Here is a 26,044-nt window from a genome sequence, read left to right on the forward strand (position 1 = left end):
GTGACGACCTCTACGCCGAAATTCGTCTGCAGGTGGAAAAAATTTACCGCCCGTTCCAATGTCGCAATGCACTTTGGCCACCAACGGCAGCCAAAGTGCATCCAGACGACTAACGCCGGATTAGCAGCGGCGGCCGCCGCGATCGACCTCGCGTCCGATCAGTGCGCCCGCGGCGCCGCCGATGATCGTTCCCGGCAGACGATCGCCGTAACGGTCGACCTCGCGGCCGAGCAAGGCACCCGCGGCACCGCCGACGATCAGGCCGGTGGTTCCGCTGCTGCGGCGGCAATAATAGTCGCGGTCGCGATAGTGGCTGCGCCGATAGTCGCGGCGATAATCGCGCCGGTCGTGGCGGCGATAATCGCGATACCGATCATGGTCGCGATGACCATAATAGCCATGGCGGTGGTGGCGGTCGCGCGCATCCGCCTCCACGGGCATGGCGGCCAGCGCGCTGGCACCGATCAATGCCGTCAACGCCAATTTCTTGAGCAGGAACATTTATCTTCTCCGTCCTTGCCCCCCGCAGGCAGATTAGGATCCGAAACATGGCGCCCCGCTGAATTGCCGGTGCGATTGCCCGGCTTGCACATCGGTTCGGCGATATTTCGGGGCGGCCTGCCGCGCGGGATTGACCGCGCCGGTCAAGCGGCGCAGCATCGCCCCATGACCCTCTCGATCACCCCCAGCGGCCAGTCCTGCGGCGCGCGCGTCACCGGCGTCGACCTGACCCAGCCACTCGATACCGGCACGGTCGCAGAAATCCGCGCGGCATGGCTCGACCATCATGTCCTCGCCTTCCCCGGCCAGAAAATGAGCGAGGATGATCTCGAGCGTTTCACCGGCTATTTCGGCGGCTTCGGCGACGATCCCTTCATCCGCCCGATTCCCGGTCACGACCATATCATCGCGGTGAAGCGCAAGGCCGACGAAACCGCGCCGCTGTTCGCCGAAAACTGGCACAGCGACTGGAGCTTTCAGGACCGCCCGCCCGCGGGCACTTGCCTCTTCGGCATCACTATCCCGCCGGTCGGCGGCAACACCGAATTTTCGAACCAGCACGCCGCGCTCGACGCGATGCCCGCCGATCTCCGCGCGCGCGTCGAAGGCTTGCAGGCGATCCACAGTGCCCGCGCCGGCTACGCCCCATCGGGCATGTATGGTGCGAACGACAAGGATCGTAGCATGGACATTCGTTCGGGCGAGGAGGCGCTCGAAACACAGCTCCATCCTTTCGTCCGCAAACATCCCGAGACGGGCCGGAAGGGTCTATTCGGATGCGCCGGCTATATCATCGGCTTCGACGGCCTCGACGATAGCGAAGGCCTGCCGCTTCTGTACGAACTCATCCAGTGGCAGGGCCGCGAGGAGTTTCGCTATTCACACGAATGGGAACCCGACATGCTGATCATGTGGGACAACCGCTCGCTGCTCCACCGCGCGACCGGCGGCTACGACGGCTATGACCGCCTGCTCCACCGCACGACCATCGCCGCGTGGGACGGTTAGGGCGCCAACCTCTTCCAAAGACGGGGAATATTGGCGCGGCGTGTGATCGCCGGCATTGTCACGCGTGCGGATGTGCGGATAGACTGACCGCACTCCTTCACGAAAGCGACCTGCCATGCGCCTTGCCTCTCTCGCCCTCCTTCCCTTCGCCGCCTTGCTGACCGGCGGCACAGCGCCCGAACGAGCATCCCGGCCCTTCGATGGCGCGTGGATGAGCTGCGAAACCTATCAGGGCGCAAGCATCTGCTCCTACACGCTAACGGTACAAAAGGGCGCACGTGTCTGCGGCGTCCAGCGCGATTTCGCCACCAACGCCTATTATACGCAGCGCTTTATCGCGACCGCCGAAGGCAAGAGTGCGCGCATCGACAGGATCTGCGGCGACCCGGGTTCCGAAACCGATACATATTGCGCTGGGGGAGCGCCCGCCGGTGCCGAAAAGGTCGGCTGGGGCGAATCGAACCGGACGCTCCACGCCTGCGGCAGCCGCCTCTACGGCGCCGACAAGGGCGAGGCCTTCTCCTGCGCCGCCGCGCGGCCCGAGGCCGGCTTGCCGAAAGTCCGCACCCTCTCGGGCGAAGGCCCCGAGCCCGACGACGCGGCATGGATGGCGTCATGCGCCGCCGGTAAGGACTAGGCTTTCGCTTCCTTCGCCAGCGTGCTCACCACGCCCCATGCGATCAGCGCCTGCCCGCCAAAATAGAGCGGCCAAACGAGCCATAGCGTGACGTCCTTGGACAGTACCGCGCCCTCGCCCGCGAAGATGAACAGGTCGCTCGCGAGGAACAGCATCGCGCCGATCCCGGTGCGATAGCGCGGGAAACGGCTCGTCCATGCGGCCGCCGCCATTGCGGCAACGAACAGCGAATAGATCGCCGCGTGCCACCAGCCTGCGGCGGGGCTCAGCATGCCCCACACGATCGCAAGCGTCGCGGGCATCGTCAGCCAGCCGAGCAGGCGCTGCGATGGCGTCGTCTGTGCGCGGCGGTTCATCAGATAAAGGGTGATCGCGATGATATGCCCGATGACGAACGCCACCGCGCCGACCTCGAGCCCCTTCGCGTCGAGCAAATAATCGCCGAGCGCGCCGAAACCGAGCGCCGCCGCGATCATCCAGCCATATTTCCCGCGCGCATTCACCGCTGCCCAAACCGCGAGCAAGCCAACGCCGCTCGTCTTCCACGCCCAGATCGCGGGGCCGTCGAGCCGCAGGAAAACCGCAATGAAAAAGCTGATCCCGCCAAGCAGCGCCAGCCACCAAAGCCACCGCGCCCGATCCCAACCCTGCTCCCCGCTCATCATCCGCCCCTTTGCATCTTGCTTTCAATGGGCCTAGTGCGCGGCGAAAGCAGCGCAAGCTTAAAAAAGACGCGCGCGGCGCACCCCATGCAAGTCAACGGATACGGTAAATGAGCTACGACATTCACATCATCGGCGGCGGCCTCGCCGGATCCGAAGCCGCATGGCAGCTCGCCGAGGCCGGTTTCCGCGTCCGTCTGTCGGAAATGCGCGGCGGCGGCGACATGACCCCCGCGCATCAGGGCGACGCGCTCGCCGAGATGGTATGCTCGAACAGCTTTCGCAGCGACGACGGCGACAGCAACGCCGTCGGCCTGCTCCACCGCGAGATGCGCTCGCTCGGGTCGATCATCATGCGCGAGGCCGACGTTCACAAGGTGCCCGCAGGCTCGGCGCTCGCGGTCGACCGCGACCTCTTCTCGGGCGGCGTAACCAAGGCGCTTGCCGACCATCCGAACATCACCATCGTCCGCGAACGCATCGACACGCTGCCGACCGAGGGCCTCACCATCGTCGCCACCGGCCCGCTCACCGCCACCGGCCTCGCGTCGAGCATCGGCGCCGCGACGGGCAAGGACGCGCTCGCCTTTTTCGACGCCATCGCGCCGATCGTCTACCGCGACAGCATCGACATGGACATCGCATGGATGGCGAGCCGATGGGACAAGGTCGGCCCGATCGGCGACGGCAAGGATTATATCAACTGCCCGATGGACAAGGAGCAGTATCACGCTTTCGTCCAGGGACTCGTCGACGGCGACAAGACCGAGTTCAAGGACTGGGAAAAGGACACGCCCTATTTCGAAGGCTGCATGCCGATCGAAGTGATGGCCGAACGCGGCCCCGAAACGCTGCGCTTCGGCCCGATGAAGGGCGTCGGCCTCGACAACCCGCGCACCGGGCGCTGGCCCTATGCGGTGGTCCAGCTCCGCCAGGACAATGCGCTCGGCACGCTCTGGAACATGGTCGGCTTCCAGACCAAGCTGAAGCACGCCGCGCAGGTCGAGCTGTTCCGCACCATCCCCGGCCTCGAGAAGGCCGAATTCGCGCGCCTCGGCGGCCTCCACCGCAACAGCTTCATCCGCTCACCCGAACTGCTCGACGCGCAGCTCCGCCTCAAATCGGCGCCGCACATTCGCTTCGCCGGCCAGATCACGGGCTGCGAAGGCTATGTCGAAAGCGCCGCGATCGGCCTTGTCGCCGCGCGCTTCGCCGCCGCCGAGCTTGGCGGTCGCGACCTGCCCCCACCGCCGCCCGAAACCGCGCTCGGCGCGCTGCTAGGCCATATCACCGGCGGCGCCGATGCCGCGAGCTACCAGCCGATGAACGTCAATTTCGGCCTCTTCCCGCCGCTCGCCGAGGATGTCCGCAAGAAGGACCGCAAGCTGGGATATACGCAGCGAGCGGGCGCCTCGCTCGCCGAGTGGATCCGGGTGGCCGATGGGGTCGCGGCCTAACAGCTACATTTCGCGGCGGCCGCCCGTTTCGGCGCCGTCGTCGCAAACTCCGCGCGCGTCAGGTCGCCCGACCTGTCGCCGTCGGCGCCCGCAAAACGCTGCCCCGTCGCCGCCGCCCATTCCTCGAAGGTCAGCAGATTATTGCCGTCCTTGTCGAGCTTGCGGAACGCCGCGGTGCGCGAGGACATCAGTTCGACGCGGCTGATCCGGTCGTTGCGGTCGCGGTCGAAGCGGTTGAACCGCCGCTCCTCGCGCGACGCCTCCTTCGCTGCTGGCAACGCGGGCGGCGCCGGCCCGCGCTTGGGCGCTCCCGCGGCCGCGACCGGGATCGCCGGCAAGGCGGGCGGCGGGTCGGGAAGCACCTCTTCCTCGGCGATCTGCGTATAGCCCTTCCACATGAACAGGCCGCCGGTGAGCATCAGCGCGCTCGCGACGCCGCCGATCAGAAAACGGGAAACTGCCATACGCCCCTCCGCGCCGTTTGATCAGCGATAGCTATCACGGCGGCGCGAAAAGCGGCAACAGACGCCGCCATTATGGCGGCGAATTTTAATCGGCAAACTTGTTCAAAACCTTCTCAATAATTGCTATATCCGATCAATGCACAATTACCTACCCTCACTGAAACAGATGCAATATCTCGTCGCGCTCCACGAGCACGGCCATTTCGGCCGCGCTGCCGACGCCTGCAACGTCACCCAGTCGACGCTATCGGCGGGGATCCGCGAGCTTGAAACCCTGCTCGGGCAGACGCTCGTCGAACGCACGCGCCGCGTCGTGCGCTTCACCGGGCTCGGCAATGCGATCGTCGAAAAGGCGCACCGTGTGCTCCGCGAGGCCGAGGAACTCGCCGACATGGCCGCCGCCGCCGCCGCCCCGCTCGTCGGCGAACTCCGCATGAGCGTGATCCCGACGATCGCGCCCTTCCTCCTTCCCGGCCTGCTCCCGCGCCTCCGCAAGGAACGCCCGTCGCTCAAGCTTTTCCTCCGCGAAGAGCCGAGCGCGCAGGCGTGCGAATCGCTCCATCACGGCACCGTCGACTGCGTCCTCCTCGCCCTCCCCTATGCCTGTGGCGATGTGGAGAGCGAGGCGCTGTTCGACGATGCGCTGTTCGTCGCCTTTCCCGGCGACCAGAGCGAGGACCTGCCCGCGATGGTCAGCGCCGACCAGATCGACCCCGCGCAGATGCTGATGCTCGAGGACGGCCATTGCCTGAAGGACCATGTCCTCGCCGCCTGCAACCGCCCCGAACTGCGCGCCGGCGCGCGGATGATGGGAACGTCGCTGCACACGCTCGTCCAGATGGTCGATAACGGCCTCGGCATCACGATGCTGCCCCAGATGGCGATCGAGGCGGGCATCCTCGATCATACCGACATCGACACCCGCCCGCTCGATTCCGATCACGACTGGCGCACGATCGCGCTCGTCTGGCGCAAGGGCAGCCCGCGCGCCGAGGAATTCCGCATGCTAGCCGATATCTTCCGCAAGCATCAGGGGGATTAGGCGCCCCATTTCTCCGCGCGCGCCTGATCGCTTTCGCGCGCTTCGACCCATTGCACGCGTCCATCCGCAAAGGTTTCGCGCTTCCACAGCATCACGTCGGTTTTCAGCCGGTCAATCAGGAACTCGCACGCCGCCAGTGCTTCGGCGCGATGCGCGCTGCTCGCCAGAACCAGGACGATCGTCTCGCCCGGCACCATCGCGCCGATACGGTGGATCACCGTCAGCGCCGAAAGATGCCAGCGATCGGCCGCAGCGTGCGCCAGATCGGCCAGACCCGCCGCGGTCATCGCCGGGTGATGGTCGAGGAACAACTCGGTCAGGTCGTTCTCGCCGCGCACCCGCCCGATAAAGCTCGCGCTCGCCCCATGCCCGCCCGCGTCATGGAGGTCGAGTTCGGCGGCGACGTCGATCGCCCCCGGCTGGACGAGCGCGCGGATCATCCGCCCGTGACCGGCGGGAACAGCGCGACCTCTTTCGCCCCCGAAAGCGGCGCGTCGGGCCCCATCATCACGCCATCGATGGCGGCGCGGATACGGTGCGGTTCGGCAAAGGCGATCTTGCCGCGCGCATCGCGCGCCGCGAGCCAGGCGACCAGGGCGCCGACATCGGCGACCGCCGCCGGAAGGTCGACCGTCTCGTCGGCAATCCCCATCCGTTCGCGCACCCAGGCGAAATAGGCGATGTTCAGCGCCATCGGCTCAATCCATATGCTTCAGGCCGACGCGCAGATAATCCCATCCGGTGATCAGCGTCAGCACCGCGGCACCCCACAGCGAAGCAAGCCCGACGGTCTTGATCCAGTCCATGGCCGGCAAGGCGCCGGCAAGGATCAGCGCCCCGAAGGCGACAAGCTGGAAGGTCGTTTTCCATTTCGCAAGCTGCGTCACCGGCATCGATACCTGCAACGTCGCAAGGAATTCGCGAAGGCCCGACACGATAATCTCGCGCAGCAGGATCATCAGCGCCGCGATGACATGATAGCCGGTGATGTCGCGGGTGAAGACGAGCAGCAGGATCACTGCCGCAATCATGATCTTGTCGGCAATCGGGTCGAGAAACGCACCCAGCCGCGACACGATCCCGCGCGACCGCGCGACATAGCCGTCGAAATAATCGGTGATGCCCATCAGGCAATAGAGGCCAAAGGCGAGCGCATAATCGATCGGCTTCGGCTGGTGCGACCCTTCGATCACCCCCGGCCACAGCAGGAAGAGCAGGATCGGCACCGCCAGGATGCGCGACAATGTCAGGATGTTCGGAAGACTGAGCATGACCCCTGATTCCCGCCAATGTGGCGCGCTTGTAACAAAATGACCTTTGACCCCATAGGCCCTAGCCGATAAGCCCCCGGTGCGACAACCGAATTGCCCGCAGACCGCGTGGTGACCGAACTATATTGACGAGATGGGATCACGCATGACGGGCACCTTTGCGCTGTTGAAGCAACGCCGGTTCCTGCCCCTGTTCGTCACCCAGCTGCTCGGCGCGTTCAACGACAATCTGTTCAAGAATGCGATGGTGCTGTTCGTCGTCTACGGCGTGTTCAACAGCGAAGAACAGGAAACATTGTTCAGCGCCGTGGCGACCGGCGTTTTCATCCTGCCCTTCTTCCTGCTCTCGGCGCTCGCCGGCCAGCTCGCCGACACGCGCGACAAGGCGCGGATCATCCGTATCGTCAAATTCTGCGAGATATTGATCATGCTCGTCGGCGGCGCCGGGCTGGTGCTCGCCTGGATGGGCTTCGCCGTCCATGTGATCGCGATCCCGCTGATGATGCTCGCGCTGTTCGCGATGGGCATCCACTCGACCTTCTTCGGCCCGATCAAATACGCGATCCTGCCGCAACATCTCGAAAACGACGAGGTGCTCGCGGGCACCGGGCTGGTCGAGGCCGGCACCTATATCGCGATCCTCGCCGGCACGATCCTCGCCGGGGTCATCGATGTGGAATGGGCGGCGCTCGGTGTCGTCCTGGTCGCCGCGCTCGGTTACTGGACCGGGCGCAAGGTGCCGCCGGCGCCCCCCGAACATGAAGAAACCGGGATCGACTGGCATATCATCCGCTCGTCGGTCGCGCTCGTCCGCGGCACGATGCACATTCCGCGGCTCTACCTCGCAATCCTGTCGATCAGCTTCTTCTGGACGATCGGCGCGGTGCTTTTCATTCAATTCCCGCCGCTCGCGAAGAATATCCTTCATGCCGACAAAAGCGTCGCCAGCCTGTTCCTCGCGGTCTTCTCGATCGGAATCGCCATCGGTTCGGTCGCGGTGAACCGGCTGCTAAAGGGTCAGGTTTCGGCGCGCTACAGCCCGGTCAGCGTCATCGTCATGGCGCTGTTCGTCGTCGCCTTCTATTGGGTGTGCCGCAATTGGGGCGACGAACCGGTTGGTACACTCTACGACATCGGCGGCTTTCTCGCGCACAAAAGCGTCGTCCCCCTGCTCCTCAGCCTGCTCGGCATCGCGGTCAGCGGCGGCATGTTCGTCGTGCCGCTCTACGCCTTCCTCACCACGACGGTGCCCAAGGACCAGACCGCGCGCACCGTTGCCGCCAACAATATCGTCAATTCGGGCGCGATGGTCGCGGGTTCGCTGCTCGCGATGGGCTTGGGCTTCGCGGGCGTCGGCACCGTCGATCAGTTGCTCATGAGCGCCGCGATGTGCCTGATCTCGGCCTGGCTCGCGCAAAAGCTCCACCGCGCCTGCGATTAGGTCAGGATTGGGGTGGGAAGCTGTCCCTTGTGAACCCCGGCGAAAGCCGGGGCCCAGGGCTTTAGAAAGCCAGCCTATGCTAGTGCCGCTCTGGGCCCCGGCTTTCGCCGGGGTTCACGTCTCTAACGTCAGCTCCCGGTCGAAACCCGACCTCAAATCAGAAACATCATCGCGGCGGTAAAAAAGATCGCAAAACTCTGAAGAAACAGGCGGAAGTCATTGTTCGAAAAGATCGTTGCAGGCTGGCGGTGCGCCGCGAGCGCGGTCCGCAATTCACCCTGCCAGTCCGCAGGCGCGCTCAGTCGCGCGATGATCAACCGCCGCGCACCATATTCGCGAACGCGGGTTCGAATATCGATGTGGTTCTTCGAGTCCATGGCCCGAAGCTAGGCCGCCGTTAACGAGTCGATAAGGTTAAAAGAGTGTTAACGCGGCGCCGTCCCGCCTTGGCACGTTTTCCCGACTCGGTTTTAACGGCCCGGCATCGGCCGAACGCGGATCTGACGACCGTCTTTTGCCCCGCTTTGGAATGGCTTGCACTTCGCGGGCTTCATGCGCGGCCCCAGGCAAAAACGCACTTCGTTGAGCCATCCCTGCCTGTCGGCCGACACCGCGATCATCGGTGCGCTCACCCCCGGATTGACCGCCGTAAAGGCGCGGCGAACGCTTGCCGCCGTCTGCGGTTTTGCCGCCAGCTTTTTCATGTCGGGAAAGCGCACCGCGCGAAACAATAGCTCCGCCGAACGGAAATAGGCGGCTGGATTCGGGCTCATGCACGTCCCATGCTTTGCCCATTCGTGCTGCAACAGCTGCGCCGACGGTGTCATGCACATATGCTGCTTCAGCACCGGCTGCGGCACGATCTTCGCCGGGCGGCACCATTGGGGATAGCCGGGGCCGTCGGTTTCGGGCCACAGGCCGTGGAGCACCCAGCCGAAGCGGCCGTTCTCGCCGGAACATTGGAAACGGTCGCGCGCATCGCGCGGGTTCCGCACGCCGGCGCAATGCTGCGGCGACCAGCTCATACTGAGCAGATATCCCGTGATCGCGGGATTTCGCACGGGTTCGCCGCGTTTGGGCTGTTCGAGGCGCGGGACCGAGACTCGGTCGGGGATATTGCACGCCAAAGCCTGCGCCTGCGCGGCCGCTGGCACGAACATCAGCGCGACGGCTGCCCCCCTAAGCCAGCGCAAAATCGAGCCCGATATCCGCCGCCGGCGCCGACTGGGTCAGCCGCCCCACAGACACATAGGTCACGCCCGTCTCGCCGATCGCGCGGATCGTATCGAGGCGCACCCCGCCTGACGCCTCGGTCGGAACCTTGCCGTTCACCAGCGCCACGCACTGGCGCAGCTCTTCGAGGTCCATATTGTCGAGCAACAGGTGCGTCGCGCCGGCGCTCAGTGCGGGTTCGACCTGCGCCACCCGGTCGACTTCGACGATGATGTTTTCGATTCCCGCATTCACGGCACGGCGAACCGCTTCCTCGACCGATCCCGCGACCGCGACATGATTATCCTTGATCATCGCGGCGTCCCACAGGCCCATGCGGTGGTTCTTCGCGCCGCCCATCCGCGTCGCATATTTCTCCAGCACGCGAAGGCCGGGGATCGTCTTGCGCGTGTCGAGCAGCGTCGCGCCGGTCCCCGCGAGCGCATCGACATATTGGCGCGTCATCGTCGCGATTCCCGACAGATGCTGGACTGTGTTGAGCGCAGACCGTTCGGCGGTCAGCATCGCGCGCGCATTGCCCGACAGCCGCATCAGGTCGCTTCCGGGCGCCACCTGCGCGCCCTCTTCGACGAGTATCTCGATCTCCATGGCAGGTTCGAGCGCGCGAAAGAAACGTTCGGCGATCGGCAAGCCGGCGACGGTGATCGCGTCGCGGCTGTCCATCACCCCGCCAAAGCGCGCGTCGGCGGGAATCGTCGCCATCGAGGTGATATCGCCCCCCGCCCCCAGATCTTCGGCCAAAGTGGCGCGAACAAAGGCGTCGAGGTCGAATGCGGGCAGCGAAAATTGGGTCATGGCCCTGCGATAATCGGCTTGCCCGGCAAATCAACTTGACGTTTACGTAAACTAGCGCTGACATGCACGCTACGCGGCAACTTAGCCAACATCGGAGAGGTCCCCATGCAATCCCCCATCTGCGCGATGCTCGACATCGAATTCCCGCTGCTCGCCTTCTCGCACTGCCGCGATGTCGTCGTCGCAGTGTCAAAAGCCGGCGGCATGGGCGTCTTCGGCGCCGCCGCGCTCCCGCCTGAACGGCTCGAGGAAGAACTCGCCTGGATCGACGATCATATCGGCGGGCGGCCCTATGGCGTCGACCTGATCGTTCCCAACAGTTTCGCCGGCAAAGGCGATACCCCCTCACCTGGCGCCGCGAAAGTGCCCGAGACGCATCTGCAATTCGCTGCCGACCTGCTTGGCAAATTCGATGTCGACGCCGCCGGCCTCGAAGCCGCGATGGAAACGCGTCAGAGCTTCGGCGATAATATGCACGAGGACGGCGCAGCGAAGCTGCTCGAAGTCGCTTTCCGCCATCCAATCAAACTGATCGCCAACGCGCTCGGCGTCCCGCCCCCCTTGATGCTCGAACTCGGCAAGCGGCATAATGTCCCCGTTGCTGCACTCGTCGGCACCCGGGACCATGCGCTGGCTCAGGTCCGCGCCGGGGTTGACATCCTCGTCGTAGCCGGCGGCGAAGCGGGCGGGCATTGCGGCGAGGTCGCGACGATGGTGCTGGTGCCCGAAGTCGCCGCAGCGGTCGAAGCCGTCGGAGCGAACACGCCGATCCTCGCCGCTGGCGGGATCGTCACGGGACGCCAGATGGCAGCAGCCATGGCGATGGGGGCACATGGCGCGTGGACCGGATCGGTGTGGCTGACCACGGCGGAGGCCGAAACCAACCCGATCGTGAAAGAAAAGATGCTCGCAGCCTCATCGCGCGACACGGTGCGGTCGAAAAGCCGTACCGGCAAGCCGTCACGCCAGCTCCGCTCGCCGTGGACCGACGCTTGGGAGGCCGAAGGCGCGCCCAAACCGCTGCCGATGCCGCTCCAGTCGCTGGTCAGCGAACCCGCGCTGCGCAAGGTCGATAAATTGTCCGAAGGCGGCCACGAAGGTGCAAAGGCGCTTGCGACCTATTGGGTCGGCCAGGGCGTCGGCCTGATGAACGAGGCGATGGGCGCCGGACAGGTCGTTCAGGAGTTCAAGGAAGACTGGATCGCCGCCTGCGAAAGGCTCAACGGGTTTATCGGCGACTAGTCAAAAAAAATCCCCGCCGAAGCGGGGACTTTCTTGTGTCAGCTGACGGTCGCCTTGACGATCTTGCCGGGCTCGCGGGGCGGCTCGCCCTTGGGCAGCGCGTCGACATTTTCCATGCCTTCGATCACTTCGCCCCAGACGGTGTACTGGTTGTCGAGGAAGCGCGCGTCGTCGAAGCAGATGAAGAACTGGCTGTTCGCGCTGTTCGGGTTCTGCGCGCGCGCCATCGAGCAGACGCCGCGGACGTGCGGTTCGCTGCTGAATTCCTGGGGCAGGTCGGGAAGCTGGCTGCCGCCCATGCCGGTACCCGTCGGGTCGCCGCCCTGCGCCATGAAGCCCGGAATCACGCGGTGGAACACGACGCCGTCGTAAAAGCCTTCGCTGGCGAGGCCGGTGATGCGCTCGACATGCTGCGGCGCGAGGTCGGGACGGAGGCGGATGACAACATCGCCGGTCGACAGCGAAAGGGTGAGAGTGTCGGACATGGTAGAACTCCTGCGGTCTAAGTTGCCGGTCCCATAGCGGGGCGGGCCGGCAAAGCCACGCATTAAATCGCGAAAAGGCGCGCGCGGCGTTGCCATCGGCGGGCCGCAGCACTAGGGGAAGGCTCGTACGCCGCAATCGTCAGGGAGGACCGCGCGATGGACAAACGCGAAGATTCCCTGCCCCCGGAAGATGTTGTCATCACCGACGACCGCGACCGCGAACAACCCGCACGCGAAACCGACACCGAACTCGACGAGGACGACCGGCTGAAGCCCGAATTCGTCCGCGACGTGATCGAGTTGGCCGAGGCGGGCGAAAGCGAAGCTGCGCGCGAACGCGTCGGCCGCCTGCACCCCGCCGACATCGCCGATCTGTTCGAACTCGCGCGCGCCGACGAGCGCCCAATGCTCGCAGCAGTCCTCGGCGACATGCTGTCCGCCGACGTGCTCGCGGAAATGAACGATTATGTCCGCGAGGAGCTGATCGACCTGCTCGCGCCCGAGCAAGTCGCCGAACTCGCGTCCGAACTCGATACCGACGACGCCGTCGCGATCATCGAGGATATGGAAGAGGACGAGCAGCAGGCCGTCCTCCAGGCGATGGAACCCGAAGATCGCGCCGCGATCGAGGACGCGCTCTCCTTCCCCGAAGAATCCGCCGGGCGCATGATGCAGCGCGACCTCGTCGCGGTGCCCGAACATGTGACCGTAGGCGACGTGATCGACCGGCTGCGCGAAGACGCCGACCTCGCGAGCGATTTCTGGGAAATCTTCGTCGTCGACCCGATGCACAAGCCAGTGGGCACCTGCCAGCTCAGCTGGATCCTCCGCACCCCGCGCGACATCGCGATCAGCGACGTGATGAAGCGCGAGCAGACGCTGATCCCGGTCGACATGGACCAGGAAGAGGTCGCGCTGCGCTTCCAGAAATATGCGCTGATCTCGGCCGCCGTCGTCGACAAGGGCGGGCGGCTCGTGGGCATGATCACGGTCGATGACGTCGTCCACATCATTCAGGAAGAAGCGGGCGAAGATATCCTGCGCCTGTCGGGTGCCGGCGACGGCGACATCAACGAACCGATCCGCGAGACATATAGCGCGCGCGTCCGCTGGCTCATCGCCAATCTGGGCACCGCGCTGCTTGCTTCGTCGATCGTCGGATTTTTCGGCGGCGCGATTGAACATATGGTTGCGCTCGCCGCGTTGATGCCGATCGTCGCGGGCGTTGGCGGCAATGCCGGGACGCAGACGTTGGCCGTCACCGTGCGCGCGCTCGCGATGAACCAGCTCACCGATTCGAACAGCTGGCGCGCGATCTGGCGCGAAATGAAGATCGCGCTCCTCAACGGCGGGACGATCGCACTGATCGCGGGCACTGCGACCGCGCTGTGGTTCGGAAACCCCCAACTCGGCGTGGTCATTGCCGCTGCCATGATCGTGAACATCTTTGTCGCCGGCGTCGCCGGCGTCGCGATCCCCCTCTTGCTCGACCGCCTCGATCAGGATCCCGCGGTCGCGAGTTCGATTTTCGTGACGATGACGACCGATTCCATGGGCTTTCTCGCCTTCCTGGGCCTCGCGGTGCTCAGCGGGCTGACCGCGCTCTAAGGGCAAACCTCTGGAATCCAAGCGATTCAAAAATATTCGAAAAAAACTTCGTCCATGTGATTTTTTTTGGGAACCTATCGCTGTCCCGGTCGTTTCCCCTTCGAGCAGCGGTCATCGCCCCCCCGCAGCGCTGCTCAGCAACATTGGCCCGGCCCGCATTCCCTCCCCCCCCCTCGAAGCGTGCCGGGCCATTTTGCGTCAACTCCTGAGAGGTTAGAAATATGACGAGTTTCCGTGCAATCCTTCTCGCCCTGATGGCAAGCTTTCTGGTCACTGGTTGCAACACGGTGAAGGGTGCTGGCCGCGACATTGAGTCGGTCGGTCAAGCGGGCAGCGACGCCATTAACTGATCTTGAGTAACTTACCCTAAGCCTCTTCGAGAGGCTCGACAGGCGCCTCTCCGGCGCCTGTTTTGCGTCGGCGCTGGGTAAACCAGATCGCGAGCAGCGACATTTCATAGAGGAAGACCAAAGGCACCGCGAGCAACAGCTGGCTCAGGATGTCGGGCGGCGTGAACACCGCCGCGATCGCAAAAGCGGCCACGATCATATAGCGCCGCGCCGAAACGAGCTGCTCGCGCGTGACCAGCCCCGATCGCTCGATCAGCATCAGCAGGATCGGCAGCAGGAAGGCAATCCCGAACGCCATGATGAACTGCATCGTGAAGCTCAGGTAATTACCGACCGACGGCAGCGCTTCCTGCGTGATGCCGCCGACGTTGCCCTGATATCCGAGCAGGAATTTGAGCGCGATCGGGATGGTGATGAAATAGGCGAAGCTGGCGCCGATCGCGAACAGCACCGGCGTTGCGATCAGGAACGGCAGCAGCGCGCGCTTTTCCTGCTTGAACAGCCCCGGCGCGACGAATTTCCACAGCTGGTTTGCAATCACTGGAAAGGCGATCATCATCGCCGCGAACAGCGCGACCTTGATCTCTACGAAGAACGCCTCGAACAGCTGCGTATAGATCAGCTTGCCCTGCCCTGCCTTTACGAGCGGCTGGACCAATATCCCGAAAATCGGCTTGGCGTAATAAAGGCACACGCCAAAGGCGACACCCACCGCGACCAGCGACTTGAGCAGACGCGAACGCAGTTCGATCAGATGATCGAGCAGCGGCATCTTGCCGCCGGCGCCATCCTCTTCGACGGTTACTTCCTCGGTCACGGCAACGGACCGTCCTTGGGCGGTACCGCGTGCGTTTCTGGCGAAGTGGCCGCTGCAGCCTGATCAACGTCGGCTTCAGTTACCGGCTCAGTCGTTGTCGCCGGTGTCGTCGGCGCCGACGATGTGTTTACGTCGTCGATCCTTGGAAATTCGCGCATGATCGCGTCATTCTGTTCGCGCCACTGCTTCTCAAGCTCTTCGAGCTCGGCTTCGCGCATCATCGTATCGAGCCCGGACCGGAAATGGCGCGCCATACCGCGTGCCTTTGCCATCCATTTGCCGACGAAGCGCATCGCCTTGGGGAGGTCCTTGGGGCCGATAACCACCAGGGCCACCACCACGACGAGCAGCAACTCGGTGGGCGCGACGTCAAACATGACCTAGAACTTCCCCCGCGGGCAAACGGCGTTCAGAGCTTGTCGTGCTCGGCCGTCGGGGTCGAAATCGGGGTGGCGTCGGGCGCGCGCTGGCCCTCGATCTGCTTCGGCGCCGGAGTCGGCGCATCATCTTCGGCCATGCCCTTCTTGAAGCTTTTGATGCCCTTGGCGACATCGCCCATCATGTCCGAAAAACGGCCCTTGCCGAACAGCAGCAGGACGAGAATCCCGACCACGAGCCAGTGCCAGATGCTGAAGCTACCCATTTATCGTCTCCTTGAAGGGCTCATCTAGGCCTCTTCACCGTCTTTTACTAGGTCCAGTTCGCCCACCGCCTCCTCAAAAGCGAGGTCGACGGGGTCGAGCAGGCCGGCTGCGCGGAGATCGTCGATTCCCGGCAGGTCCTTGCGGCTGTTGAGGCCGAAATGTTGCAGGAAAGCGTCGGTCGTCTTGTAGATCAGTGGTCGCCCCGGCACCTCGCGGCGCCCCGCGGGCGCGACCCACTCGGCCTCCATCAGCACGTCGAGCGTCCCCTTCGACGTCTGGACGCCGCGGATCGCTTCGATTTCGGCGCGACTCACCGGCTCGTGGTACGCGACGATCGCGAGTACCTCGGCGGCGGCGCGTGACAGCTTGCGCGGATCGTCGCGCTCGCGGCGGAGCAAATGCGCCAGATCGGCCGGCGTCTGGAAATGCCAATGCCCGCCACGTTCGACGAGTTCGATCCCGCTGCGGTCGTGGCGCGCCGCAATCCTCACGATGATCGCGCGCACCTCCCCCGGCGTCATTTCGTCGCCAAGCCGGTTTGCAACCTGGCGCGCGTCGAGCGCCTCGTCGCTGGCGAACAGCATCGCCTCAATCGCGCGCTCCAGATCGTCGATCATGCCTGTGCAGCCTTCAGATAAAGCGGTTCAAACGCGCCGTCTTGTTTCAGGTCGACACGGCCCTGCCGCGCCAATTCCAGCGCCGCGACGAAGCTCGACGCGATCGCCGAGCGGCGCAGCGGCCCGTCATAGTCGGCCGGCAGGAAATCCGACAGCTCGGCCCAGTCGAGCTTCACGCCAATCATCCGCTGGAGATGGTGGAGCGCGGCGTCGAGCGTTACGACGGGCCGACGCGACACCATATGTACGACGGGTTCGGAGCGCAGTTTGACCTGCCCATAGGCCGACAGAAGGTCGTAAAGGCTGGCGTCCCAGCGCCGCACCTTGATGTCGCGTAGCCCCTCGGGTTTCGGACGCAGGAACACGTCGCGGCCAACCCGGTCGCGTGCGAGCAGCCGCGCCGCCGCCTCGCGCATCGCCGCCAGCCGCTGCAGGCGCAGCTGCAACCGCAGCGCGAGTTCGTCGGGCGAGGGGTCCTCGAGCGGATCCTTGGGAAGCAGCAGCGCCGATTTGAGATAGGCGAGCCACGCGGCCATCACGAGATAGTCGGCCGCAACCTCCAGCTTCAATTCGCGGGCCTCGGCGATGAAGGTCAGATATTGCTCGACCAGCGCCAGGATCGAAATCTGCTTGAGGTCGACCTTCTGGCTGCGCGCCAGCGTCAGCAAAAGGTCGAGCGGCCCCTCCCAGCTTTCAAAGGTCAACTGGAACGCGTCGTCGCGCTCTGGCGCTGCCGGTGCGATTTCGAAATCGAGCGGCAGGTCGTCCATCGGCGGATCAGGCGGTCGCGAGCAGCGCGTCGCGCTGATCGACCAGAGTCGCAAAGGGCCGATCGTCGCCATCGCCCGAAATGCGGTCCATTGCGCCTTCGAGCCGTGCACGCGAAACGGTGCTGATCGGGTCGAGCGCATTCGCGATGCCGACCATATCGTCCATCTTGGCCCAGCAGTTGAGCGCGATGTCGCAACCGGCGGCGATCGCATCGGCGGCGCGCGAGGGGACGTCGCCCGACAGCGCCTTCATGTCGAGATCGTCAGTCATCAGCAGCCCGTGAAAGCCGATGCGCTGGCGAATGACGCTGTCGATGACGATCGGTGACAGCGTCGCTGGCCGATCGGGATCCCATGCCTCGAAAATCACATGGCACGTCATCGCCATCGCAGCGTCACGCAGCGCCGCGAATGGCGCCAGGTCTGTTTGCAGATCGCGGTCGGGCGCATCGACGGTCGGCAAGGCTTCATGCGTATCGAGCAGCGCGCGGCCGTGCCCCGGGATATGCTTGACGATGCCGACGACGCCACCGGCCTGCAATCCGCCGAGGATCGCACGGCCCAGCGCCGCAACGCGCATCGGTTCACTGCCAAGCGCCCGGTCGCCGATCACATCGCTCGCGCCCGGCTGGCGCACGTCGAGCAGCGGGAGGCAGTCAACGGTAATCCCGACCTCGGCCAGCATCACCGCGAGCGCCATCGCGTTCAACCGCGCCGCCTCGATCGCACTTGCGGGCGCGCGGTCATAGAGCGCGTCGAACGCCGCCCCGCTCGGGAAGTTCGGCCATTCGGGCGATCTCATGCGCGCGACGCGCCCGCCTTCCTGATCGATCAGGATCGGGAGATTGGTCCGCCCATCGAGGCTGCGTAATTCGTCGGTCAGGCGCCGCAGTTGCTCGCGGTTTTCGATATTGCGCCCGAACAGGATATAGCCCGCAGGGTCGCTGTCGCGAAAGAAGGCGCGCTCGTCGTCGGTGAGGGTTAGGCCCGACAGGCCGAAAATTGCCGGTATCATCGTGCATCAAACTCCATCGATCGCCGCCCCCTCAGGCGATGACCAAGCTGCAACCATGCCATGACGGCGGATTTGCACCAACAGAGTCTGCGGCCAAGCGGGCCGAATCAGCGAACGACGACGCAATTTTCACCGGCTACGCGCAATTTTCCGCATAAATTCGTGGCGTTGGCCGCGGTTCCTGCCGAAACGCGCAGGCGATAGACGGTTCCATTGCCGACCTTTGCTGGCGACACCGATTTGTTGAGCTCGGCCAGATAGGCGAAGCGCTTCGACAGGTTCGTCCACGCCTTGGCAGCCGCAGCGTCGCTGCTGAAGGCGCCGAGCTGGATCATCGCACCGCTCGGGGCAGCTGCCTTGGGCTCGGCATCGACCTCCTTCGCGGCGACAGCCTTGGCCTTCTCCACCGGCGGAGCCTTCGCGACGGCGGCTTTCGCCGCGGCGGCCTTGTCGGCTGCCGCCTTCTTCGCAGCAGCTTCGCGCTCTTCGGGGGTCACGGCAGGTTCTTCGGGCATACGGCTCGGATCGACCTTGCCTGCAGGCTCGGCACCTTCGCTGGCTGAGAAGCTGGCGTCGCCCTCGCCCTCGAACGTCTTCGCGCCATCGGTCTTGGGCGCGACCTTATAGTCGCCCTGCTGCGCCGCGATCAGTTCGCCATTACCGCGTGCGCCGCCATTCTGGATCCACCACAGGCCGCCGAGCACCGCGCCGATCAGCAGTAAGCCGCCGAGCACCATGACGAGCAGGCGCGCGGGCGAGACTTCGCCATCTTCCTCGAACCCGTCGGCGGCTTCAAGCCAAGGCAGCCGATCCTCGTCTTCGAGACCGAGGCCTGCGTCCCCCTGCTCCGCCTGTTTGTCGCCCGCCATCAAACCATCTCCTCGAGCGCCTCTACCCCCATAAGGGACAGCCCGTTACGGATGACTTGCCCGATTCCGTCGGCCAAATAAAGCCGCGTCGCGGTCAATTCGGGATCATTGTCGAGAACGATGCGAAGGCCCGGATCATCATTGCCCAGATTGTACCAGGCGTGGAACGCCGCCGCGACGTCGGCGAGATAGAAGGCGATCCGGTGCGGCTCGCGCGCCGAGGCGGCCGCCTCGACAATCCGCGGGAACTGCGCGAGCAGTTTCACGAGGCCCAATTCATGCGCGTTGAGGCGTGCCGGAACGGGCGCGGGCAGCGTGATCCCGGCATCTGCGGCTTTTTTGCGCAGCCGCGAAATGCGGGCATTGGCATATTGCAGATACCAGACGGGGTTGTCGCGCGACGCCTCGACGACCTTGGCGAAGTCGAAATCCATCTGTGCGTCGGCCTTGCGGGTCAGCATCGTGAAGCGCACCGCGTCCTTGCCGACCTCTTCGACGACATCGGCGAGCGTCACGAAATTGCCCGCGCGCTTCGACATTTTGAACGGCTCGCCATTTTTGAGCAGCCGCACCATCTGCACCAGTTTGACGTCGAAGCGGGTCTTGCCCCCGGTCAATGCGGCAACCGCCGCCTTGATCCGCTTGACCGTGCCTGCATGGTCGGCGCCCCAGATGTCGATCAGTTCGTCGGCATTCTGGCTCTTCTGGAAATGATAGGCGAGGTCGGCACCGAAATAGGTCCAGCTGCCGTCCGACTTCTTGATCGGGCGGTCCTGATCATCGCCGAACTGCGTCGAGCGGAACAGCGGCAGCTCGACCGGCTCCCAATCCTCGGGCGTTTCGCCCTTCGGCGCTTCGAGCTGGCCGTCATAGACGAGATCATGGTCGCGCAGCCATTTCTCGGCGGCGGCGGGTTTGCCCTCTGCCTGCAATTCGGCTTCGGACGAGAAAAGATCGTGATGGATGCCGAGCTTGGCGAGGTCGGCGCGGATCATGTCCATCATCGCGCTGACCGCCTCGGCGCGGAACAGGCCGAGCCACGCGCTTTCGGGCGCGCCGACGAAGCGGTCGCCATATTCGACCGCCAGCTTGTCCGCGACGGGGATCAGATAGTCGCCGGGATAGAGCCCCTCGGGGATCGCGCCGATATCCTCGCCCAGCGCCTCGCGGTAGCGCATGTGCACCGAGCGCGCGAGCACATCGACCTGCGCGCCGGCGTCGTTGACATAATATTCGCGGATCACCTCGTGCCCGGCATATTCCAGCAGCGCGGCGAGCGCGTCGCCAACGACCGCGCCGCGGCAGTGACCGACGTGCATCGGGCCGGTCGGGTTCGCCGACACATATTCAACATTGACGCGCCGCCCTTGCCCCATCGTCGACCGGCCATAATCGCCGCCTTCGCTGAAGATCAGCGCGAGTTCGTCGCGCCAGCTGTCGTCGACAAGGCGCAGGTTGATGAAGCCTGGACCCGCGACGCTCGCCTCGGTCACTTCATCGAGCGCGCCGAGCTCGGCGACGATCAGGTCCGCAAGCGCACGCGGGTTCATGCCGGCGGGCTTCGCGAGCACCATCGCGGCGTTGGTCGCAACATCGCCATGCGCGGGATCGCGCGGCGGTTCGACGCTGATCGCGCTGCGATCGAGACCGCTCGGCAGGGCGTCTCGGGCGGCGAGCGCATCGAGCGCGGCATCGATATGGTCGGAAAAGCGGCTGAACAGGGTCACGGGGATTGGCCTATCTTCGATCAGGAAAGTCTTGCGCGCGCCCTATAACAGCTAGGCGGGCGCGAAAAGCCCCGCGTCGCCGATTGGCGCGCGGGGCGAAACGATGCGTACGGCGCCAAGGCGCCGCCGCGACTTATCGTCGGACGTTATATTCGAGCTGGTCCTGCGTGAGCTGGAACCCGATGAGCAGTTCGAAGCTCGAGCGCTGCACCGCGGCGCGCACTTCGGGAAGGCTGAGCGGATCGACCGCAGCGTCCTGATCGCCCGCCTTGCGCTTGCGGGTGATACGTTCCTGGATGTCGGCGGGCAGCGTTGCCGCAGCGCGATCGACATAGGCCGACGCCTGCGCCCGGCCCGTGCCGCGCACCTGGCCTTCGGCAAAAGTCACGGCGACATTGCCGAGCCGTTTTGCAACGACCGCGGTCCCGCCCTGCAAGACAGTGGCGTAATAAGGCAAGGTCACCGTGCGCGCGGGCCCCGCATCGCGACGCGTCGCGACGACGTCGAAGCTGGCGAGCTGGTAAACCTTCTCAGCGGCGTCGTTACAGACGGGCACCACATTGGTGATCGCCGCGACGACGTCGACGGCGCGCGCATCGCGGCTCGTCGCGGGGTCGAACAGCGTGACGTCGCCGGTGTGCAGCGGCACCGCCACCGCGGGACAGGTGCTGCGTGTCGCGGTGATGCCGACGCCGCCCGCGATGTCGATTTCATTGTCCTTCGCGCAGCCCGCCACCGTCGCCATGGCTGCCGTGCCGCAGAGCACGGTCAGGAACTTACGCGACGGAAACGAAATGGACATCATGATAATCGGGCTTTCCAAACAGGTACGCTGGCAGGCGTCGGGACGGTTGATCCCGCGTCATGCGCGCCGCTTCTTATCGGTGCGATGAACGCGGCGCAACAAAGAGAACGAAAGATGAAGCGGCTTTACCCCATACGGCTTGCTGCGCTAGAGCGCGCGCATCATGAACGCTCCCCATCCGATGACGCACCCAGGCAGCAGCGAAGCGGCAGAACTCAAGGTTTTGATCGCGGCACCGCGCGGGTTCTGTGCGGGCGTCGACCGCGCGATCCGTATCGTCGAACTGGCGCTGCAGAAATATGGCGCGCCCGTCTATGTCCGGCACGAAATCGTCCACAACCGCTACGTCGTGGACACACTGAAGGCGCAAGGCGCGATTTTCGTCGAATCGCTCGACCAGGTTCCAGACGGCGTGCCGGTAGTGTTCAGCGCGCACGGCGTACCCAAGGCGGTGCCCGCAAAGGCCGAAATGCGTGGGCTTGACTATATCGACGCGACTTGCCCGCTGGTGTCGAAAGTGCATCGTCAGGCCGAGCGCGTATATGACGCCGGACGGCATATCGTCTTCGTCGGCCACGCCGGCCACCCGGAAGTCGTCGGCACATTGGGTCAGCTGCCCGAAGGCGCGATGACTTTGGTCGAATCGGTCGACGATGTGGCGGCGCTGTCGCCTGCGGACCCTGAAATGCTGTCCTTCCTGACCCAGACGACGCTGTCGGTCGACGATACACGCGATATCATCGCGGCGCTCCAGCACCGCTTCCCCGCGATCACCGGCCCGCGGGGCGAGGACATCTGTTACGCGACGTCGAACCGTCAGGATGCAGTAAAGGCGATCGCCGGACAATGCGATCGCATGATCGTTATCGGCGCGCCCAACAGTTCGAACAGCCTGCGCCTCGTCGAAGTCGCCGAACGGCTGGGCACACCCGCGCATCTCGTCCAGCGCGGCACCGACATCGACCCGACCTGGCTGACGGATATCGGCACGCTCGGCATCACTGCCGGCGCAAGCGCGCCCGAGAAGTTGGTCCGCGAAGTGATCGACGCCGTCGCATCTGTCCGCCCCATCGTCGAGGACGTCGTCGTCACGGCCGAAGAGAATATGGTGTTCAAGCTGCCGCGCGGGCTCGAACCCGCCTGATGGCCGTCTATACGCACGTCGAGCCCGACGACCTTGCCGCCCTCGTCGCCCGATATGACATCGGCACCGTGGTGTCGTGCAAGGGGATTGCCGAGGGCGTCGAGAACAGCAATTTCCTGCTCGAAACGACGGGCGGTCGTTTCATCCTAACGCTTTACGAAAAACGGGTCAGCGAAGGCGACCTGCCTTTCTTCGTCGACCTGCTGAACCATCTCGCCAGCCAGAACTGCCCCGTCCCGGCAATGATCCGGGACCGGAATGGCATTGCGATCCAGCAGATTTCGGGCCGCGCTGCGTGCGTGATCCAGTTCCTGCCCGGCATCTCGCTCACCCAGCCGACACCGCCACAATGCGAAGCCGCCGGCGCCGCGCTCGGCGCGATGCACCGTGCGCTCGAAGACTATGCCGGCGCGCGCGCGAACAGCATGGGTCACGATCATTGGCGCGGTGTTGCCGCGGCGACCGGCAATCTCGATGTCGTGTTGCCGGGGCTTCAATCGATCGTCGACGACGAACTGGCGTATCTCGACGCGCATTGGCCCACCGATTTGCCCGCGCATGTCATCCACGCCGATCTGTTTCCCGACAATGTGTTGATGCTCGGCGACCGGGTCACCGGCCTCATCGACTTCTATTTCGCCGCGAGCGACTTTCGCGCCTATGATCTCGTGATCACGCACGCGTCCTGGGCCTTTTCGGCCGACGGCAAGCATTGCGATCCCGCACGCGCCCAGGCTTTGATGCGCGGCTATGCTCGCGAAATTACGCTGTCGGACGCCGAAGTCGCCGCGCTGCCGCTACTCGCGCGCGGCGCATCGCTGCGCTTCCTGCTTACCCGCGCCCACGATTGGGTGCACACCCCCGCCGACGCGCTCGTCACCCGCAAGGACCCGTCACCGTTCCTCGCCCGTCTGCAACGTTATAGCGCCGCCGACGCTGCCAGCCTGTTTGCTGTCGGATGAGCGAAAGCACCGGCAAGACCGTGATTGTCGCCACCGACGGCGCCTGCAAGGGCAACCCCGGCCCCGGCGGCTGGGGCGCCGTGCTCCGCTGGGGTGATGTCGTAAAGACATTGTCGGGGGGCGAACCCGACACGACGAACAACCGCATGGAGCTGATGGCCGCGATCGAGGCGCTCGCTGCGCTCAAGCGCAGCTGCAACGTCGAACTGTCGACCGACAGCGTCTATGTCCGCGACGGGATCACCAAATGGATTTTCGGCTGGCAGAAGAATGGCTGGAAAACCGCAGCCAAAAAGCCGGTCGCCAACGCCGACCTGTGGCAGCGCCTGGTCAAGGAAAATGCGCGGCACAAGGTCGAGTGGATCTGGGTCAAGGGCCACGCCGGCCACGGTGACAATGAACTGGCCGATACGCTGGCCAGCGACGCCGCCCTCGAAGTGGCGCGGGCGCGCAAGGCACCCGCGCGCTAATTTCATTCGGTTTCGCGGATTTCGGCGCCCGGGCCGTTCTTCAGGATCGACTCGATGGCATTTTTCGCGGAGGCCTTGCTGCTATAACCCTCGGTCCAGAAGATGGGTTCGCTATTATATTTGAAATAGGCGACAAATTCGCCGGCCTTGTTCTTCTTGATCTCGAAATAATGGGCCATGCCATCCTCCACGGGTCGGGCCGTGCCGGGGGTGGCAGGGCCAAACCCATGTTAATCCAGTCGTTTCGCCGTGCAAGCGATCAGATGGATCAGGCGAAGCGCGATGGCGCAAAGGGTGCGGGATCGACGCGCCCGATGGCGCCCTCTGGCAAGGGAGCACCGAGCAGCGCCGCGAGCAGTCCGGCGATCGCCGGCGAAGTCTGAATCCCGAAGCCCCCCTGCCCCGCGCACCAGATGAAAGAGGGCTCGTGCGGGTCGGCGCCAAAAACGGGCATGCGGTCGAGCGCGAAGCTGCGCAGTCCCGCCCATTTGCGCTCGACCGCCACGACCGGCCAGTCGACGACCGACTGTAACCGGTCGATCGCAAGCGCGACATCCAGCTCCTCGGGTGCCGCGTCATGGGGCACCGTCGGGGTCTCGTCATGCGGCGTCAGCCAGATGCGCGCCTCGCTCTGACCCTTGAAATAAAATTCGCCGCCGACGTGGACGACGAGCGGCAGGTCGGCAGGCACCGGCACGCCCAGCCGGACCTGCATCACCGTGCGGCGATACGGCTGGATGCCGACCGGCTTGATCCCGCATGCGCCCGCGACCTCGTCAGCCCATGCCCCGGCGGCATTGACGATCAATGCAGTGCGGATCCGTGCGTCGCCCGTTTCGACATCCCAGCCCTCGCTGACCCGCCGCGCCCGTCGCAAGCGCGCGCGCGTGACCAATGTCGCACCCGCGCGCTTTGCGGCGCGAAGATAGGCCGCATGCAAGCCGCCGACGTCGATGTCGCGGCACGCCGCTTCATAGGCGGCCTCGCGCCATTCGTCGCGAAGGCCGGGAACCATATCGGCCACCGGCGCGCCCGCCATCCGGACGATGTCGACGCCTTGGGCCGAAAATTCGGCGGTAAAGGCGTCGACCGCCGCCGCCTCAGACCGCTGCCCCACCGTCAATGCACCGCGCGGCGACAGGAAGCCATGAGCCGAAAATTCGGGGGCCGGGTTGTTCAATGTCTCCAGTGATGCGCGTGTCAGGGGCTGAACCCCCGCCCCGCCATAGCTTTCGTGCCAGAACGCCGCCGACCGACCGGTCGCGTGATAGCCGGGTGCATCCTCGCCTTCGATCAGCATGACGCGGCGCCACGGCGCGAGGGCGGCGGCAAGGCTTGCCCCGGCGATCCCCGCGCCGACAATCAGCACGTCGGTGGCAGAAGGCGGCGCGGCGGTCATGCACTGCCGCATATCGGCTGGCCCACGGAATGCAAGCCGGGCGTTCGGCGCAGCATGGTTACGCTTTGGTAAGCCATATTGCGTAGGAGAAAACCGATGGAAGGCAGCATGATCACGCTTGGCTTGATGGCCGTTCTCGGCGCGCTGATGATTGCTGCAGCAATCAGCGACCTGAAGTCGCGTACCATTTCCAACGAACTCAACGCCGCCATGGCGCTGCTTGCCATCCCCTTCTGGGTCGCGACCGGCCTTGCGCTCTGGCCCGACGTTCCGGTCCAGTTCGGCGCCGCCTTTGGCGTCTTCCTGATCTTCGCCGGACTGTTCGCAGTCGGCGGGATGGGCGGCGGCGACGTAAAGATGATCGGCGCGGTGATGCTCTGGATCCCCGTACCCCTGTTTCTGCCCATGCTCACGATCATGGCCATCGCCGGCGGCATCCTGTCGGCCCTGATGCTTATCTATATGAAATTGCGCCCTTCGGACAAACCGGTCGAGGTTCCCTATGCGGTAGCCATCGCCGCAGCGGGCCTTTGGGCGCTTCACCAACAATATCTTAACCAGTTTCAGGTTATCGGATGACCTGAGGGAAAAGCACGACCGTCTCTGGTG

The 26,044-nt window shown here is 64.8% G+C and carries 33 protein-coding genes; 12 read left to right on the top strand and 21 right to left on the bottom strand.

Features of this window, described 5'->3' with window-relative positions; genetic code table 11:
• Positions 1–120 precede the first annotated feature (120 nt).
• Positions 121–501: a glycine zipper 2TM domain-containing protein gene (locus GGC65_RS02560; protein ID WP_192645731.1), complete on the bottom strand. Its 381-nt coding sequence runs from the start codon at positions 499–501 to the stop codon at positions 121–123.
• A gap of 165 nt (positions 502–666) precedes the next feature.
• On the opposite strand from GGC65_RS02560, the gene GGC65_RS02565 reads away from it, so the two are divergent.
• Together GGC65_RS02565 and GGC65_RS02570 are read left to right on the top strand one after the other, a co-directional pair.
• Positions 667–1,509 (top strand): TauD/TfdA dioxygenase family protein, encoded by an 843-nt coding sequence (locus GGC65_RS02565; protein WP_192645732.1) that lies wholly within the window; start codon positions 667–669, stop codon positions 1,507–1,509.
• Positions 1,510–1,624: 115 nt separating this feature from the next.
• Positions 1,625–2,146: a hypothetical protein gene (locus tag GGC65_RS02570; protein WP_192645733.1), complete on the top strand. Its 522-nt coding sequence runs from the start codon at positions 1,625–1,627 to the stop codon at positions 2,144–2,146.
• On the opposite strand, the gene GGC65_RS02575 is transcribed toward GGC65_RS02570, so the two are convergent.
• The gene (locus GGC65_RS02575) at positions 2,143–2,808 is read right to left on the bottom strand and encodes a lysoplasmalogenase (protein WP_192645734.1); all 666 of its coding nucleotides are present in this window, start codon (positions 2,806–2,808) and stop codon (positions 2,143–2,145) included. The genes GGC65_RS02570 and GGC65_RS02575 overlap by 4 nt on opposite strands.
• Positions 2,809–2,918: 110 nt before the next feature.
• On the opposite strand from GGC65_RS02575, the gene trmFO reads away from it, so the two are divergent.
• A complete protein-coding gene (gene trmFO / locus GGC65_RS02580) occupies positions 2,919–4,265 on the top strand; it encodes a methylenetetrahydrofolate--tRNA-(uracil(54)-C(5))-methyltransferase (FADH(2)-oxidizing) TrmFO (RefSeq protein WP_192645735.1) in 1,347 nt (448 codons plus the stop codon).
• Here the strand turns inward: trmFO and GGC65_RS02585 are convergent.
• Positions 4,262–4,729, bottom strand: coding sequence for a hypothetical protein (locus GGC65_RS02585; RefSeq protein ID WP_192645736.1), 468 nt, complete (start codon positions 4,727–4,729; stop codon positions 4,262–4,264). The two genes, trmFO and GGC65_RS02585, sit on opposite strands and share 4 nt — an antisense overlap.
• 136 nt (positions 4,730–4,865) lie before the next feature.
• Between GGC65_RS02585 and GGC65_RS02590 the strand changes: the two genes are divergently transcribed.
• Positions 4,866–5,771, top strand: a complete 906-nt coding sequence (locus tag GGC65_RS02590) for a hydrogen peroxide-inducible genes activator (RefSeq protein ID WP_192645737.1) — start codon at positions 4,866–4,868, stop codon at positions 5,769–5,771.
• On the opposite strand, the gene GGC65_RS02595 is transcribed toward GGC65_RS02590, so the two are convergent.
• Genes GGC65_RS02595 through pgsA form a run of 3 tightly spaced genes read right to left on the bottom strand, consistent with a single transcriptional unit; the run spans position 5,768 to position 7,042 of the window.
• Positions 5,768–6,211 (bottom strand): molybdenum cofactor biosynthesis protein MoaE, encoded by a 444-nt coding sequence (locus GGC65_RS02595; protein WP_192645738.1) that lies wholly within the window; start codon positions 6,209–6,211, stop codon positions 5,768–5,770. The two genes, GGC65_RS02590 and GGC65_RS02595, sit on opposite strands and share 4 nt — an antisense overlap.
• The gene (moaD, locus tag GGC65_RS02600) at positions 6,208–6,465 is read right to left on the bottom strand and encodes a molybdopterin converting factor subunit 1 (RefSeq protein WP_192645739.1); all 258 of its coding nucleotides are present in this window, start codon (positions 6,463–6,465) and stop codon (positions 6,208–6,210) included. Before moaD ends, GGC65_RS02595 begins: the two co-directional genes overlap by 4 nt.
• A 4-nt stretch (positions 6,466–6,469) precedes the next feature.
• Entirely contained in the window at positions 6,470–7,042 is a 573-nt protein-coding gene (pgsA, locus tag GGC65_RS02605; RefSeq protein WP_192645740.1) for a CDP-diacylglycerol--glycerol-3-phosphate 3-phosphatidyltransferase, read from the bottom strand.
• Positions 7,043–7,187: 145 nt separating this feature from the next.
• On the opposite strand from pgsA, the gene GGC65_RS02610 reads away from it, so the two are divergent.
• The gene (locus tag GGC65_RS02610) at positions 7,188–8,483 is read left to right on the top strand and encodes an MFS transporter (protein ID WP_192645741.1); all 1,296 of its coding nucleotides are present in this window, start codon (positions 7,188–7,190) and stop codon (positions 8,481–8,483) included.
• A gap of 152 nt (positions 8,484–8,635) precedes the next feature.
• Here the strand turns inward: GGC65_RS02610 and GGC65_RS02615 are convergent, their stop codons facing one another.
• The 3 genes from GGC65_RS02615 to nadC all read right to left on the bottom strand — a co-directional run bounded on the left by GGC65_RS02615 (position 8,636) and on the right by nadC (position 10,511).
• Positions 8,636–8,860: a hypothetical protein gene (locus tag GGC65_RS02615; protein WP_192645742.1), complete on the bottom strand. Its 225-nt coding sequence runs from the start codon at positions 8,858–8,860 to the stop codon at positions 8,636–8,638.
• Positions 8,861–8,953: 93 nt separating this feature from the next.
• On the bottom strand, positions 8,954–9,643 hold the full coding sequence (locus tag GGC65_RS02620) for a ribonuclease T2 family protein (RefSeq protein WP_225940642.1): 690 nt from the start codon (positions 9,641–9,643) through the stop codon (positions 8,954–8,956).
• Positions 9,644–9,662: 19 nt separating this feature from the next.
• Positions 9,663–10,511, bottom strand: a complete 849-nt coding sequence (gene nadC, locus GGC65_RS02625) for a carboxylating nicotinate-nucleotide diphosphorylase (protein ID WP_192645744.1) — start codon at positions 10,509–10,511, stop codon at positions 9,663–9,665.
• 105 nt (positions 10,512–10,616) lie between these two features.
• Between nadC and GGC65_RS02630 the strand changes: the two genes are divergently transcribed.
• Complete coding sequence (locus GGC65_RS02630; protein WP_192645745.1) at positions 10,617–11,753, top strand: NAD(P)H-dependent flavin oxidoreductase; 1,137 nt, start codon at positions 10,617–10,619, stop codon at positions 11,751–11,753.
• A 38-nt stretch (positions 11,754–11,791) separates the two neighbouring features.
• On the opposite strand, the gene GGC65_RS02635 is transcribed toward GGC65_RS02630, so the two are convergent.
• On the bottom strand, positions 11,792–12,238 hold the full coding sequence (locus GGC65_RS02635; RefSeq protein ID WP_192645746.1) for a peptidylprolyl isomerase: 447 nt from the start codon (positions 12,236–12,238) through the stop codon (positions 11,792–11,794).
• A 156-nt stretch (positions 12,239–12,394) separates the two neighbouring features.
• Between GGC65_RS02635 and mgtE the strand changes: the two genes are divergently transcribed.
• Both mgtE and GGC65_RS02645 read left to right on the top strand, forming a co-directional pair.
• A complete protein-coding gene (mgtE, locus tag GGC65_RS02640; RefSeq protein ID WP_192645747.1) occupies positions 12,395–13,846 on the top strand; it encodes a magnesium transporter in 1,452 nt (483 codons plus the stop codon).
• 221 nt (positions 13,847–14,067) lie between these two features.
• The gene (locus GGC65_RS02645; RefSeq protein ID WP_062180862.1) at positions 14,068–14,196 is read left to right on the top strand and encodes an entericidin A/B family lipoprotein; all 129 of its coding nucleotides are present in this window, start codon (positions 14,068–14,070) and stop codon (positions 14,194–14,196) included.
• A 16-nt stretch (positions 14,197–14,212) separates the two neighbouring features.
• Here GGC65_RS02645 and tatC read toward each other — a convergent pair whose 3' ends face one another.
• From tatC to GGC65_RS02690, 9 genes are all read right to left on the bottom strand, one after another.
• Positions 14,213–14,968, bottom strand: coding sequence for a twin-arginine translocase subunit TatC (gene tatC / locus GGC65_RS02650; protein WP_192649360.1), 756 nt, complete (start codon positions 14,966–14,968; stop codon positions 14,213–14,215).
• A 41-nt stretch (positions 14,969–15,009) separates the two neighbouring features.
• Positions 15,010–15,390 carry a Sec-independent protein translocase protein TatB gene (tatB, locus tag GGC65_RS02655; protein WP_192645748.1) on the bottom strand — a complete coding sequence of 127 codons (381 nt, stop codon included), beginning with the start codon at positions 15,388–15,390 and terminating at the stop codon, positions 15,010–15,012.
• A gap of 32 nt (positions 15,391–15,422) precedes the next feature.
• A complete protein-coding gene (locus tag GGC65_RS02660) occupies positions 15,423–15,656 on the bottom strand; it encodes a twin-arginine translocase TatA/TatE family subunit (protein ID WP_192645749.1) in 234 nt (77 codons plus the stop codon).
• A 24-nt stretch (positions 15,657–15,680) separates the two neighbouring features.
• Positions 15,681–16,274, bottom strand: coding sequence for an SMC-Scp complex subunit ScpB (gene scpB / locus GGC65_RS02665; RefSeq protein ID WP_192645750.1), 594 nt, complete (start codon positions 16,272–16,274; stop codon positions 15,681–15,683).
• A complete protein-coding gene (locus GGC65_RS02670; RefSeq protein WP_192645751.1) occupies positions 16,271–17,044 on the bottom strand; it encodes a segregation and condensation protein A in 774 nt (257 codons plus the stop codon). The genes scpB and GGC65_RS02670 overlap by 4 nt, the downstream gene beginning before the upstream one ends.
• 7 nt (positions 17,045–17,051) lie before the next feature.
• Complete coding sequence (nagZ, locus tag GGC65_RS02675) at positions 17,052–18,059, bottom strand: beta-N-acetylhexosaminidase (protein WP_192645752.1); 1,008 nt, start codon at positions 18,057–18,059, stop codon at positions 17,052–17,054.
• 107 nt (positions 18,060–18,166) lie between these two features.
• Positions 18,167–18,928 (bottom strand): SPOR domain-containing protein, encoded by a 762-nt coding sequence (locus tag GGC65_RS02680; protein ID WP_192645753.1) that lies wholly within the window; start codon positions 18,926–18,928, stop codon positions 18,167–18,169.
• Positions 18,928–20,655 carry an arginine--tRNA ligase gene (gene argS / locus GGC65_RS02685; RefSeq protein ID WP_192645754.1) on the bottom strand — a complete coding sequence of 576 codons (1,728 nt, stop codon included), beginning with the start codon at positions 20,653–20,655 and terminating at the stop codon, positions 18,928–18,930. The genes GGC65_RS02680 and argS overlap by 1 nt, the downstream gene beginning before the upstream one ends.
• A gap of 133 nt (positions 20,656–20,788) precedes the next feature.
• Positions 20,789–21,460: a hypothetical protein gene (locus GGC65_RS02690; RefSeq protein WP_192645755.1), complete on the bottom strand. Its 672-nt coding sequence runs from the start codon at positions 21,458–21,460 to the stop codon at positions 20,789–20,791.
• 163 nt (positions 21,461–21,623) lie between these two features.
• Between GGC65_RS02690 and ispH the strand changes: the two genes are divergently transcribed.
• Genes ispH through rnhA form a run of 3 tightly spaced genes read left to right on the top strand, consistent with a single transcriptional unit; the run spans position 21,624 to position 24,036 of the window.
• Complete coding sequence (gene ispH, locus GGC65_RS02695; protein WP_225940643.1) at positions 21,624–22,604, top strand: 4-hydroxy-3-methylbut-2-enyl diphosphate reductase; 981 nt, start codon at positions 21,624–21,626, stop codon at positions 22,602–22,604.
• Positions 22,604–23,566, top strand: a complete 963-nt coding sequence (thrB, locus tag GGC65_RS02700) for a homoserine kinase (protein WP_192645756.1) — start codon at positions 22,604–22,606, stop codon at positions 23,564–23,566. Before ispH ends, thrB begins: the two co-directional genes overlap by 1 nt.
• On the top strand, positions 23,563–24,036 hold the full coding sequence (gene rnhA / locus GGC65_RS02705) for a ribonuclease HI (RefSeq protein ID WP_192645757.1): 474 nt from the start codon (positions 23,563–23,565) through the stop codon (positions 24,034–24,036). The genes thrB and rnhA overlap by 4 nt, the downstream gene beginning before the upstream one ends.
• Before the next feature lie 2 nt (positions 24,037–24,038).
• Here rnhA and GGC65_RS02710 read toward each other — a convergent pair whose 3' ends face one another.
• Positions 24,039–24,215 carry a YegP family protein gene (locus GGC65_RS02710; RefSeq protein ID WP_192645758.1) on the bottom strand — a complete coding sequence of 59 codons (177 nt, stop codon included), beginning with the start codon at positions 24,213–24,215 and terminating at the stop codon, positions 24,039–24,041.
• 89 nt (positions 24,216–24,304) lie between these two features.
• Positions 24,305–25,435: an NAD(P)/FAD-dependent oxidoreductase gene (locus GGC65_RS02715; RefSeq protein WP_192645759.1), complete on the bottom strand. Its 1,131-nt coding sequence runs from the start codon at positions 25,433–25,435 to the stop codon at positions 24,305–24,307.
• Between the two features lie 96 nt (positions 25,436–25,531).
• On the opposite strand from GGC65_RS02715, the gene GGC65_RS02720 reads away from it, so the two are divergent.
• A complete protein-coding gene (locus tag GGC65_RS02720) occupies positions 25,532–26,014 on the top strand; it encodes a prepilin peptidase (RefSeq protein ID WP_192645760.1) in 483 nt (160 codons plus the stop codon).
• The last annotated feature ends 30 nt before the right edge of the window (positions 26,015–26,044 follow it).

The sequence above is a fragment of the Sphingopyxis sp. OAS728 genome (assembly GCF_014873485.1).
Classification (GTDB): Bacteria; Pseudomonadota; Alphaproteobacteria; order Sphingomonadales; family Sphingomonadaceae; genus Sphingopyxis.